The organism is Pannonibacter sp. I15F10I1, assembly GCF_900185665.1.
GTDB classification, from domain to species: domain Bacteria; phylum Pseudomonadota; class Alphaproteobacteria; order Rhizobiales; family Stappiaceae; genus Pannonibacter; species Pannonibacter indicus.
The window spans coordinates 1-12,157 of record NZ_FYAN01000019.1 but is presented as its reverse complement, the minus strand read 5'-3'; the positions used below and the strand labels follow the sequence as shown (position 1 = coordinate 12,157).

Below are 12,157 nucleotides of genomic sequence, written 5' to 3'. Positions count from 1 at the left end.
GCGTTTGATCTTCGTCGGGACGGGCGTCCCGGGACCATGACCCATAAGACAGTTTGCCAAGGCGCGCAAACTGCATTTGAGAACATCTGCCCGCCCGGCTCAGCATGGCTGGCGGGTGCCCTGCCCCGCATCAGGCATGACCGGCATCGCCGGAGAGCATGGAAGGATCAACGCCGATCTGCCACATCGCCCTCTGCCACTTGGTGCCGATTTCGGTATCGAACAGGATCGACGGATCAGCCGGGCCGGTCAGCCAGCCGTTGGACTGGATCTCCTGTTCCAGCTGGCCGGGCGCCCAGCCGGCATAGCCCAGCGCCAGCATCGCCTGCGACGGGCCGCGCCCTTCGGCCAGCGCCTTCAGAATGTCCATCGTTGCCGTCAGGCAGATGCCGTCCTGAATGGGCAAGGTGGAGCTTTCCAGCTGGAAATCATCGGAATGCAGCACAAAGCCGCGCTCGGTCTCCACCGGGCCGCCGCGATAGACGCTCATGCCGCGCAGGGCATTGGGCAGGCGGATCGACTGGCCTTCCGGCACGATGTTGAGCTGCACCAGAAGATCAGCCACGGACAGGCTATTGGATGGCTGATTGATGATCAGCCCCATCGCCCCTTCGGAAGAGTGAGCACAGAGATAGATGACAGTATGGGCGAACCGGCTGTCAGGCATGTTCGGCATGGCAATCAGAAACTGCCCGTCGAGCCAGCCTGTGTCCGAACCTTGTGTCATGCAGCCTCCCTTTTGCATTGCACCCCTGTAGAGATTACCTGCTGCCAGGTGATTTGTTAACTTGCTTCACGCCGTGGCGGGCTGCAATTTTTGCAGCGTTCACAGAGTTATGAGCATTCCCCGGCCACAGAAGGGGAGGACGCCGCGCAGGCTTTGCGCTATCACCTATCGCATGTCTTCACGTCAGCCCCACGATCAGACGGCAACGCCCCTTCGCTCTGCAGCACAGCGCCTTGCAGCGGCCTGCTCCGCCCTGCTGCTGGCAGGAACATCGCCCGCCGATGCCATCATTACCGAGTGGCAGGTGATTGAGGGCGGTGCCGTGCGGCTGGTGGTGGCCGGCAAGGCGCTCGATGGCAGCTACGAGGCCGGCCTTGAAATCGCCCTGGACCCGGAATGGCACACTTACTGGCGCTATCCGGGCGAAACCGGCATTCCGCCGGAACTCAGCTTCGAGGGAAGCGCGAATCTGGCGCATGGAAGCCTCTCCTTCCCCGCCCCGGAGCGTTATGACGACGGCTTCAGCCAGTCCATTGTCTATACGGACAGCGTTCTTCTGCCCCTCCGCCTGACGCCCGAAGCGGCAGACAGGCCGCTCAAGCTGGAGGCCAATGCCTTCTTCGGCGTCTGCAACAAGATCTGTGTGCCCGCTGAAGCGCGTTTCACGCTGGATCTGGCCGCCGATCCGCAGCCGGACCGCATTGCCGCACGGCTCATCAGCACGGCCCAGGCAGCCCTGCCCGTTGCCATGCAGGAGACCGAAGGCCCGCGCCTTGTCGGCTTCAGTTTCCGGGAAGGCAAGAGCGCGCTGAAACTCGACATCACCGCTGATGTGGGAGACGCCACCTCGGCCGATCTCTTTGCCGAAGGCGCAGCAGAGGCCACCACCGGCCTGCCCAAGCCGGGCGCGCGGGACGGCAGCAAAATCCGCTGGAGCCTGTCCCTCAAGGGATTGAGCGGGCCGGAAGAGGCCCTGCCCCTGCGCCTCGTGCTGGTGACGGACGGGCGCGCAGTCGAGGCCTCCTATACGATCGACAGCAGGACCCGCAGCATCCGGCGGACGGACGGCCCGGCGCAGTAGCATCCGGCCCGGCGGCACGCCCCCTTCCGCTGAATAGGGCTCGACGGCGCCGCCATATGACCCTATGTCGAAGGGCGGACCGCCTTTGCGTGCAACGCCTGCGGCAGTCCTCGAGCGTTTTTCTTTGGACGTGGAGAGATCCGGATGAGCATCAAGATTGGCGACCGTCTGCCGGACGGCGTATTCAAGGTCATCGGCGGCGACGGCCCGGTGGAGATGAAGGCCAGCGACATCTTCAACGGCAAGACCGTTGTCCTGTTCGGTGTGCCGGGCGCCTTCACCCCGACCTGCCACATGAATCACCTGCCAGGCTTTGTCGAGCATTTCGATGCCTTCAAGGCCAAGGGCGTGGACACCATCGCCGTGGTTTCCGTGAATGACATGTTCGTCATGGATGCCTGGAAGAAGGCCACCAGCGCCGGTGACAAGATCCTTTTCCTCGCCGATGGCAGCGCGTCCTACGTGAAGGAACTGGGCCTTGAGCTGGATGCCTCCGGCTTCGGCATGGGCATCCGCTCCAAGCGTTTCGCCCTCATCGCCAAGGACGGCGTTGTCACCGCCCTCAACGTGGAAGACGCCCCCGGCCAGGCCACCGTTTCCGGCGCCGCTGCGATGCTGGAAGCGCTCTGATCCAGTTCGGGAAACCGGAACGGGAACGCATAAGGCCGGAGGCGCATGTCTCCGGCTTTTTCTTTGTGGATGAGTCATTTTCCCCTGAGCGCACACCGCCTCCGGGTCGTCCCGGCCAAGCGCAGCGCGAGCCGGGATCCACTCGCTTGCAGAGAGAGGACGTTTTCATGAGTGCTGCGGCAGCAGGATCATCTTGAGCAAGCCTCAACGCCGCGCTCAGGCCTCAACGCTCTGCAAGCGAGTGGTCCCCGGGTCTGCGCTTCGCTCCGCCCGGGGCGGCGCAGAGTGTGCGGCTTTATCCGGAATAGCGGCGCAAACGGCATGACGGCTCCGCCCAAGGGCGGCTATCTATCTGATTTTGCGGAAGAAAGCTGGATGGTCGGAGTGGAGTGATTCGAACACTCGACCCCCTCGTCCCGAACGAGGTGCGCTACCAGGCTGCGCTACACTCCGATCCAGTCGAGCACCGGGAAACCCGGGCCGGGAACCGCCGGGGCGCTGCCCCGTCGATGTGGCGGGTATTAGCACCGCTTTTTTGACCCCGCAAGCCCCCTCTCGCACATCGGCAAAGAAAGTTTGCCAGTGCTCCACAATCAGCCCTCCGGCAGTGGATAAGTCCCTGCACCGCCTCTCCTGTTTCACGAAATGCGGCCCTGCGCATCATGTGGATGTGTGGAAGGTGTTTGACCGGAAGACTTGCGCCCGCGCCGGGCTTGAGGCATACAGCGCGCCTGAGGCGCGGTGACACACCGCTTGTTCCTCATTCTGGGGCGTCGCCAAGTGGTAAGGCATCGGTTTTTGGTACCGACATTCGGAGGTTCGAATCCTCCCGCCCCAGCCATCCGTCTTCGCTAATTTTGCCGAAGCCCCGCCGAAAGACGGCGTCTACAAGCACCTGAAAATCATCGCAAATCCTGGTCACACTGTTCCGGCCAGACTCAAATCCCTGCCCCGGTCCGCCCCACCGCCTGCCTGTTTGCGCTCCGCTGCCTGCCAGCGTCACGCTGCCGGCAGCTTATCCCCGCCTCCCGCGGCAGTCCTATTCTGTCCTCCTCGCAGGCGCGGCCTGCTGCAAGGAGACAGATGCGATGACGGACCGCTTCGACAGCCATGGCGCCGGCCTGACCGCCCCCGCCAGCCACGGCTTTTCCATCACCCCCAGCGACAGCGCCGCCTTGAGCGAAGTGGTGCGCGCAATCTATGTGGGCACGGGCGGCTCGCTCGCCCTGACCCTGCGCAGCGGCGCGGCCATCACCCTCACCAATGTGCCCGATGGCTGCCTGCTGCCGCTGCGCACCACGGCGGTGAAGGCCACCGGCACCACCGCCTCCGGCCTGGTTGGCCTGCTGTGAGCGCCGCCGTTCCCTCGCTCGCGGCACCCAGCCTCTGTCTGGGGCCGATGCTGGGTCTTGGCCTTGCGGCCCCGATGCAGGGCGGCGGCTGGTGGCCGCGCGGGGCCCTTTATGCCGCCGACTTCCGCAAGCACCGCTATATGACAGGCGGGCGCAGCATCACCCCGGCCGCCGCCTTCAGCCTGACGCGCGGCGGCGAAGCCCTCGCCCCTGACAGTACCGGCAGCTATCAGGGTTTTGCCGCCCATGTGCCTGCCCGCACGGACCTTGGCCTGTTTCTCTCTCCGGCGGTCAGCAATGCCATTGCGGACAGCACCGGAACCGGGGCAAGCCTTTCCACCACCGACACATTGAACGGACTGCCCGGCAGCTGGTGGCAATCCCGGGTGGATGGCTCCACCATCCGGGCCCGGCTCACCGCCAAAGGCAGCTCTGGCGGCCTTCCTTACGTGGATGTCCGCTTCTGGGGCAATTCCACTGCCACGGACCTGCAGCTTTACTTTTCCAATGCCGAAGACCAGCACCTCGGCATCACAGCGGGGAGCAGCGCGGCAGTTCTCAGCAACCTGAACCTGGTGCTTGCGGCCGGCAGCCTCGGCAACGTCACCTGCCGCTTGCGTCTGACAGAACTGGCCGCAGGCAATGTCTATCTCACAAAGCAGATCGAAACCGTCGTCCCGTCCGCCGCCGCCCTGGAGCTTGCGCACTTCAGCAAGAACTGGACGGTCCAGAACAGCGGGACGTCGCGCCTCAGATTCGGGCTGGAACTGACCCTTTCCGGCGCTTTCGACCTGACCTTGCGGATCGCCGGTGCGCATCTGGAGCTTTCGCCCGCCGCGAGCCTGTCCGCGCGGGGGCTGGCCGCCCCGGTGCCGACGCGCGGCAGCCCTGTCCTGCGGCCGGCGGACGCGCTCACCCTGCATCTGCCGCAAGGCACCCGCAGTGTGACGCTGACTGCCGCAACCGCTGCAACGCTGACACTGGACACAAGCGCCGCCACGGCCGCAGGCCCGGCCGGCCTGTCCGTGCCGGAAAGCCCGTTTGGCGCAGCGCCTTTGGTGACGGCTGTGGGCTGGCGGTGACCCGGCCTGTGGCGGCAGCGGCCCGTTTATACCACCTCCCGGTGAGCCCGGCTCACCGGGAGGTGCTCAAGCCCGTGCGGCGGTTGAGCCCTTTCAAGGCGTGATGCGCCAGCACCGGAAGCCTGATGCGTTCCCGCCGCCTCCCGTCACCCCTCTTGTAGCGAATTGACCCGGCGGGCCTTCAGCGTCTCCTCCCAGGCGAAAGCATGGCGTACGATCAGCTCAAGATCATTGTATTTCGGCTGCCAGCCCAGTTCCTGCCGGGCGCGGGCACTGTCCGCCACCACCTTTGGCGAATCGCCCGCCCGGCGCGGGGCTTCCTCCACCTTGAAATCAATGCCCGAAACGGCCTTCACCGTTTCAATGACCTGGCGCACGGAATAGCCCTCGCCATAGCCGCAGTTCATCACCGCGCTGGCCCCGCCATCGCGCAGGCGCAAAAGCGCCAGCCGGTGCGCCTCCACAAGATCGCTCACATGGATATAGTCGCGCACCGCCGTGCCATCCACGGTGTCGTAATCGCTGCCGAACAGGCTCATCTGCGGCCGCTGGCCAAGTGCCGTCTCGCAGGCCACCTTGATGAGATGGGTTGCCTGCGGCGTGCTCTGCCCCGTCGCGCCCTCCGGATCAGCCCCGGCCACATTGAAATAGCGCAGCGCCGTGTAGCGGAAATCATGCGCAGCGCTGACATCCTTCAGCATCAGCTCCGTCATCAGCTTGGACATGCCATAGGGCGACAGCGGCACCAGCGGCGCATCCTCCGGCACCGGCACGCTGAGCGGATCGCCATAGACGGCGGCCGTGGAGGAAAAGATGAACTTGTCCACCCCGGCCGTGACGCAGGCCTCGATCAGGCTGCGTGAGGCAGAGGTGTTATTGCGGTAATATTTCAGCGGATCGGAAACCGATTCCGGCACGATGACGGATCCGGCGAAATGGATCACCGCCTCGATGCCATGATCCGCCAGCAGGCGGCCCACCAGCGCGGCATCGGCCACATCGCCCACCACCAGCTGTGCCTCAGCAGGCAGCGCCCAGCCGAAGCCGGTGGTGAGATTGTCGAGCACAACAACCTTCTCCCCCGCCCGCACCAGGCAATGGGCCATGTGGCTGCCGATATAGCCGGCGCCGCCGGTGATGAGTGTCGTCATGGCAGATGTCTTTCCTTCGAAACGAAGCCTGCACCGGCGGCCGCCCGCCACCGCAAACATGGCAGCTTTGCCCCATGCGGCGGCAGACTGCAAGCGCGGGGGAAGCCCTGCCATTCAACACGCGGGTCAGCAACATCTCCGGAAAGCGCATGAATTCCTTCAGAGCACGCGTGCTCGCCCAAAAACCTCAGCAGCCGCTCAAACCGCGAAGCTAGCTCAGCTAGCGCAACGGGTCCTTCTCGGTGCATGGGTCTTTTATGGCAAGGGCCAAAAGCAAATTTTCCGCGCCATCTGCTCTTGCCGGCTGGAAGGCGGATTGCTGCACAGCAGCGCCCCCAGATATATGGTCATGTCTCCTCATCCTTCTATACACTTCCTGTGTTTAAACCCGCCCGGAACAGGAAGTTCGTTTCCCTCAAGTTCGGAAGCTGGCCAAGCCACCTTGAGCCAGTCTGTTGGCAATATCGAATTGAAACCGGCAGGAAACTCGGCTACCAACTGCGCCGAAGAATCTTGCACTGTCTCTTCATGGCACCTTTTGGAGTGTATCAATCCCCGCAGCACTGATTGACGCCATTGTCCTGCTTGGTGTCGAGAGATTGGGGTAGTGTAAATCTTGCGGCATCGGGCGGCCAGGAAGTCGAGATGAAGGCAACACAAACGACCTTCTATCATTTAAAGAGTGGCTTGGTTCGGTTTCCGGACTATTTCCGGCGGAACGAAGGCTGGTGGCATTCGGATGGACTGGACCGCTCTCAAGACTGCGGGCAGGGTGCACTTCCCCCACAATCGCCTTTCGTGCCTGGAGGGCCTAGCGGAGGCTAAAGTCTCCAATCGCGCCACGCCCGCAAGCTGCATGACAGCGCTCCATTTGGGTTCGCTGGAGCGGGCGAGGACAGGGGTTTGAAGCTGGCGCGCAAGAACGTATACAATACAGTCCGATAACCATTAAGCCCCGGGGGTCCAAGTGCTTTTTGAACGGCAAGCCATCCCAGACGTGATCAAGATCACCCCCAAACGCCACGGAGATGATCGCGGCTTCTTCAGCGAGATCTTTCGCGAAGACCTGTTTCAGGCTGAGGTGGGGCCTGTCCGTTTTGTCCAGGACAACCAATCCCTGTCGGCAGCGGCCGGCACGTTGCGCGGCCTGCATTTTCAGTTGGAGCCTGCCGGCCAAGGCAAGCTGATCAGGTGCCTCTCGGGCTCGATCCTCGACGTTGCTGTCGACATCCGCTCCGGCTCTCCCACCTACGGACAGCATGTCACTGCCGAGTTGTCCCCGGAGAATGGTGCCTGGCTCTGGATTCCTGTGGGGTTCGCTCATGGTTTCGTGACGCTGAAGCCAGATACGGCGGTTCTCTACAAGGTGACGAGCTACTACTCAGCCGCACATGACCGCGGCATCCTTTGGAACGATCCGGCGCTCGGCATCGGCTGGCCCATGGCTGAAGAGGCACTGACCCTTTCGCCCAAGGACCGTGCTGCGCCAGTCCTTGCCGCAATCGCCCCACCCTTTCAGTATATGGCCACAGGAGCCTGATTCTTATGCGTATTCTCGTTACCGGCGGTGCCGGTTTCATCGGTTCTGCGCTTGTGCGCCATCTTGTTGTAGAGGCGGGCGCCGACGTGCTGACCGTCGACAAGCTGACCTATGCGGGGAACCTGCAATCACTGACGGCTGTCAGCAACCGTCCGAACCACCGTTTCCTGAAGGCCGACATCTGTGACCGCGCTGCCATGGATGAGGCCTTTTCCAGTTTCCGCCCGGACCGGGTCTATCACCTGGCCGCCGAAAGCCATGTAGACCGCTCGATCACGGGGGCCGGGGACTTCATCCAGACCAATGTCATCGGCACCTTTACGCTGCTCGAGGCGGCCCGGAGATATTGGTCCGGACTGGAGGCTCAAGCGAAAGCGGCCTTCCGCTTCCTGCATGTCTCCACCGACGAAGTCTATGGCTCGCTCGGGCCGGAGGGTCTCTTCCATGAGGAGACGCCCTATGATCCGTCGTCGCCCTATTCCGCCTCGAAAGCAGCTTCCGACCATCTGGCCATTGCCTGGCAGCGGACCTATGGTTTTCCAGCGCTGGTATCCAACTGTTCCAACAACTATGGCCCCTATCACTTCCCCGAAAAGCTGATCCCGCTGATCATCCTCAATGCGCTTCACGGCAAGCCGCTGCCGGTTTATGGCGACGGCACAAACATCCGTGACTGGCTCTATGTGGAGGATCATGCCAAGGCCCTGCATCTGATCGGCGGCGCTGGCCGGCTCGGCGAGAAATACAATGTCGGCGGCCGCAATGAACGCAAGAACATCGATGTGGTGCAATCGATCTGCGCTATTCTCGACAAGCTGCAGCCTGCAGACCGGCCGCGCAGCGAGCTGATCACGTTCGTATCCGACCGGCCGGGGCATGACCACCGTTACGCGATCGACGCCACGAAGCTTGAAACCGAACTCGGCTGGCGCGCAGAGGAAACGTTCGACAGCGGTATCGAGAAGACTGTTCAATGGTACTTGGAGAATGAGTGGTGGTGGCGGCCGCTGCGCGACAAGGTCTACACCGGTGAAAGACTGGGGACGCTGTGATGCGGATCGCGGTCACCGGCTCGAAGGGACAAGTTGTATCGGCCCTGGCCCAACGGGGGCCGATTTCTGGAGCAACCATCCTTCCGGCCGGGCGGCCTGATCTTGACCTTCTCGATCAGGCTACCGTTTTTCCGGCGCTCGAGCGGCTCAAGCCGGACGTGATCGTATCGGCAGCCGCCTACACGGCAGTCGACAAAGCCGAAACGGACCGCGACTCGTGCTGGCGTATCAATGCGGGCGGGGCAGGCCTTATTGCCGCCGCTGCGCGCAATCTTGGCGTGCCCGTTATCCATCTCTCAACCGACTATGTTTTCGACGGCACGAAAGAGACAGCTTGGGTGGAAAGCGATCCCGTCGGGCCGCTGAACGTCTATGGAGCCTCCAAGCTTGCCGGTGAGTTTGCAGTGTCCGCCGCAAATCCGGATCATGTGATCCTTCGCGTTGCATGGATTGTGAGTCCTTTCGGGAACAATTTTGTCAAGACGATGCTTCGTCTTGGTTCAACTCGCGATGCAATCAATGTCGTCGCAGACCAATATGGCGGGCCCACCTCAGCACTTGATGTTGCAGACGGCATCTTGAGCGTTGCTGCTAATCTTTTGCGCAGCCCCGAAGACACCGCGCTGCGCGGAACCTTTCACATGGTTCCGGAAGGCACGGCAAGCTGGGCGGAGCTCGCCAGTGCCGTATTTCTTGAGGCCGAGCCCTTTCTGGGGAAACGGGTCCAGGTCAATCCGATAGCAGCGCTCGACTATCCGGTTCCGGCAGCACGCCCGGCTAATTCCACGATGGACGGCACCAAGCTGTTCAATGTCCATGGCGTGCAGCTTCCCGATTGGCACAGTTCAATCAGTCACATTGTCAAGACGATAAACACAGAAGCTCAGTTTTAGGGGATGAAGCATGAAAGGTATTATTCTTGCAGGTGGCAGCGGCACGCGGCTTCACCCGATGACTTTGGTCACATCGAAGCAGCTGATGCCGGTCTATGACAAGCCGATGATCTATTATCCGCTGTCAACGCTGATGCTTGCAGGCATCCGTGAGATCCTGATCATCTCGACGCCGCACGACCTGCCAAACTTCCAGCGCCTTCTGGGTGACGGCTCACAGTGGGGTCTTGAGCTATCTTATGCCGAACAGCCAAGCCCTGATGGCCTTGCGCAGGCCTACATCATCGGCGCTGACTTCGTCGCTGGCGGGCCATCCTGCCTGATCCTCGGCGACAACATCTTCTATGGTCACGGCATGCCAGAACTGACGCGCCGCGCAGCGGAACGGCCTGACGGCGCGAGCGTCTTTGCCTATCATGTCAATGATCCCGAGCGCTATGGCGTGGTGGCTTTCGATGCCTCGATGCGAGCGGTCTCGATCGAGGAAAAGCCGGCAAAACCGAAGTCGAGCTGGGCAGTCACCGGCCTCTATTTCTACGACGAGAAGGTCGTCGACTATGCCGCCAGCCTGAAGCCCTCCGCCCGCGGCGAACTGGAGATCACAGACCTCAACCGCTGCTATCTGGACGCCGGCACGCTCTCCGTCGAGATCATGGGCCGCGGCTATGCCTGGCTTGATACCGGCACGCCGGACAGCCTGCTGGAGGCGGCCGAGTTTGTTGCCACGTTGGAACGGCGCCAGGGCTTCAAGATCGCCTGCCTGGAAGAGGTAGCCTGGCGGATGGGCTTCATCGATGACGCTGCGCTTTTGGCCTCACCGGGCGCGCAAGGCAAGGGAAACTATGCCACCTATGTGCGTGCGCTGGCCCACCGGAGCTAATACCAAGGCTTTCGACGCTGACGCATCACGCCTTGAAAATGCTCAAGCGCCGCATGGGCTTAACCAATGCTCGATGAGTCAAGCTCATCGAGCATTTGTATAACAGTTTCGTGTATAGAAATTGTAATCGCCTGCCAAATGTCCAGCGCCTTCCAGGTGAAGCTTCGCAGTGGCGCAGTTCCTCTCCTCTGCCCAACAGCGAGCCCGGATAGCCCGGCCCAGACTTTGCTCATCACTGCAAACTTCACCGCCGGAGTTTCATGCTGACTGGTCCCCGGCGGCACACTGCAAGCACGGCTTTAGCAGATTCATTCAACACACAGACCCGAGCCATTTCCGGCAAGCGCATGTTTTTCTCAAAAAAACAGCAGGTACAAATCTGTCTGCGGCCGTTGCGTTGCTGGCTCGTATTTGCATGACCGGTTTCAACGCCCTGCTGCCAGCGAAGGCCGCAGCCAGCGGACGATGCCCCGTCTTCTGGAAATCCGCTCCTGGCCTACAGGGTCATGTGCCCGTGGCGTCCGGTCAGGACGGGTATGACGCCGTTCAATATCAAGGCGCCGCAATGCTGCCGCATGACGCCGTGAAAATACGCGGATGCCGCTCAGGCTGTACCGGATCCCGATGCGTCAAGCTTATCGGGAGTTGGCATCACCTGTCCGCCCCGGCTACACACCGTAAGACTTGCTGTTTTATTTATCACCCGGCACGAACATTGACGCGGTAAAAATTCCCTCCAAATAAAGAACATCAACTATATTCAGTAAATACACAGAAATACATAAACAGCCGTCAAATCAAATGACAAAGGTTGACATGCCTGTTTAAAATTTTAATGATCACGATCATTCTCATACTTGATTTTCACCTGCATTTCGGAGGCAATTTGCCATGCCAATACCATACCTGAACCTTGATCTAAATCTTGACCTAAATAGTGGAAAGACCAGTTCTTTTTGGCGCCGCGCCGCTCTGCCCCGTTTCGGCAGGACGGCCGCCATATGTCTTTTGCTCTCGTCTGCAACAGTCCTGCCGGGAGCCTCTGACAGTTACGCCCAGACAGCACCGGAGACGCCGAGCATACAGGAACTGCGCGAGATCGTGCGGCAGGGCACGGACGAAGCCGCGTTGCAGACCGCATTGCAGCACCTGGAAGATGCGGCCTCGGCGGGCAACAGGGATGCCCTCCACATCCTTGGTGATCTCTATTCGCGCGGCGGCCCCATTCCGGTGGATGGCGCCAGGGCCGTTGACTATCTGACCCGTGCCGTAGAAGCCGGGAACGACTGGAGTAACGTCCGCCTGGGGGAAATCTACCGGGACGGCATTGGCGTCGACAAAGATCCCGTCAAGGCCCTTCAGTATTTCCAAGAGGCAGCCGATGCCGGTCATACATCCGGACAGATCAACGTTGCCCGCGCACTCATTGCAGGCCTGGGCACCGAAGCAAAGCCCGAAGAGGGCTTGGCCCTGTTGAGCGAAGTGGCAGAGACTGGCGACCGCTGGGCTCTCTACACCCTTGGCGATCTTTATACCCGCGGTGGCCCCATTCCGGTGGATGGTGCCAGAGCCGCTGACTACCTGACCCGCGCCGCAGAAGCTGGGAATGCCTCCGGCTATGTCCGTCTCGGGGAAATCTACAGGGACGGTATTGGCGTCGACAAAGATCCCGTCAAGGCCCTTCAGTATTTCCAAGAGGCAGCCGATGCCGGTCATACATCCGGACAGATCAACGTTGCCCGCGCACTCATTGCAGGCCTGGGCACCGA

Annotated in this window: 11 protein-coding genes and 2 tRNA genes; 10 read left to right on the top strand and 3 right to left on the bottom strand. The window is 61.6% G+C overall.

What is annotated here, in order from left to right; genetic code table 11:
* Positions 1 to 130: 130 nt before the first annotated feature.
* Positions 131 to 727, bottom strand: coding sequence for a YqgE/AlgH family protein (locus tag IF10I1_RS12410; RefSeq protein WP_244274451.1), 597 nt, complete (start codon positions 725 to 727; stop codon positions 131 to 133).
* Positions 728 to 899: 172 nt separating this feature from the next.
* Here IF10I1_RS12410 and IF10I1_RS12405 point away from each other — a divergent pair, with 172 nt between their 5' ends.
* Together IF10I1_RS12405 and IF10I1_RS12400 are read left to right on the top strand one after the other, a co-directional pair.
* Positions 900 to 1,808 (top strand): protein-disulfide reductase DsbD domain-containing protein, encoded by a 909-nt coding sequence (locus IF10I1_RS12405; RefSeq protein ID WP_186393073.1) that lies wholly within the window; start codon positions 900 to 902, stop codon positions 1,806 to 1,808.
* 144 nt (positions 1,809 to 1,952) lie between these two features.
* Positions 1,953 to 2,438, top strand: coding sequence for a peroxiredoxin (locus IF10I1_RS12400; RefSeq protein WP_055455123.1), 486 nt, complete (start codon positions 1,953 to 1,955; stop codon positions 2,436 to 2,438).
* Between the two features lie 376 nt (positions 2,439 to 2,814).
* Here the strand turns inward: IF10I1_RS12400 and IF10I1_RS12395 are convergent.
* Positions 2,815 to 2,891 (bottom strand) — tRNA-Pro (locus IF10I1_RS12395).
* A 313-nt stretch (positions 2,892 to 3,204) separates the two neighbouring features.
* On the opposite strand from IF10I1_RS12395, the gene IF10I1_RS12390 reads away from it, so the two are divergent.
* From IF10I1_RS12390 to IF10I1_RS12380, 3 genes are all read left to right on the top strand, one after another.
* A tRNA-Gln gene (locus IF10I1_RS12390) sits at positions 3,205 to 3,279 on the top strand.
* A gap of 247 nt (positions 3,280 to 3,526) precedes the next feature.
* Complete coding sequence (locus IF10I1_RS12385; protein WP_186393072.1) at positions 3,527 to 3,790, top strand: hypothetical protein; 264 nt, start codon at positions 3,527 to 3,529, stop codon at positions 3,788 to 3,790.
* A complete protein-coding gene (locus IF10I1_RS12380; RefSeq protein ID WP_186393071.1) occupies positions 3,787 to 4,872 on the top strand; it encodes a hypothetical protein in 1,086 nt (361 codons plus the stop codon). The genes IF10I1_RS12385 and IF10I1_RS12380 overlap by 4 nt, the downstream gene beginning before the upstream one ends.
* A gap of 146 nt (positions 4,873 to 5,018) precedes the next feature.
* On the opposite strand, the gene galE is transcribed toward IF10I1_RS12380, so the two are convergent.
* A complete protein-coding gene (galE, locus tag IF10I1_RS12375) occupies positions 5,019 to 6,023 on the bottom strand; it encodes a UDP-glucose 4-epimerase GalE (RefSeq protein WP_082205862.1) in 1,005 nt (334 codons plus the stop codon).
* Between the two features lie 967 nt (positions 6,024 to 6,990).
* On the opposite strand from galE, the gene rfbC reads away from it, so the two are divergent.
* From rfbC to IF10I1_RS12350, 5 genes are all read left to right on the top strand, one after another.
* Positions 6,991 to 7,563 carry a dTDP-4-dehydrorhamnose 3,5-epimerase gene (gene rfbC / locus IF10I1_RS12370; protein ID WP_186393069.1) on the top strand — a complete coding sequence of 191 codons (573 nt, stop codon included), beginning with the start codon at positions 6,991 to 6,993 and terminating at the stop codon, positions 7,561 to 7,563.
* Between the two features lie 5 nt (positions 7,564 to 7,568).
* Entirely contained in the window at positions 7,569 to 8,615 is a 1,047-nt protein-coding gene (rfbB, locus tag IF10I1_RS12365) for a dTDP-glucose 4,6-dehydratase (protein WP_186393068.1), read from the top strand.
* Positions 8,615 to 9,508 (top strand): dTDP-4-dehydrorhamnose reductase, encoded by an 894-nt coding sequence (gene rfbD / locus IF10I1_RS12360; protein WP_186393067.1) that lies wholly within the window; start codon positions 8,615 to 8,617, stop codon positions 9,506 to 9,508. The genes rfbB and rfbD overlap by 1 nt, the downstream gene beginning before the upstream one ends.
* A gap of 10 nt (positions 9,509 to 9,518) precedes the next feature.
* Entirely contained in the window at positions 9,519 to 10,388 is an 870-nt protein-coding gene (gene rfbA / locus IF10I1_RS12355) for a glucose-1-phosphate thymidylyltransferase RfbA (RefSeq protein ID WP_186415239.1), read from the top strand.
* A 1,101-nt stretch (positions 10,389 to 11,489) separates the two neighbouring features.
* Positions 11,490 to 12,157 (top strand): tetratricopeptide repeat protein (locus IF10I1_RS12350; protein WP_186424519.1); only part of this gene is annotated, 668 nt, incomplete at its 3' end.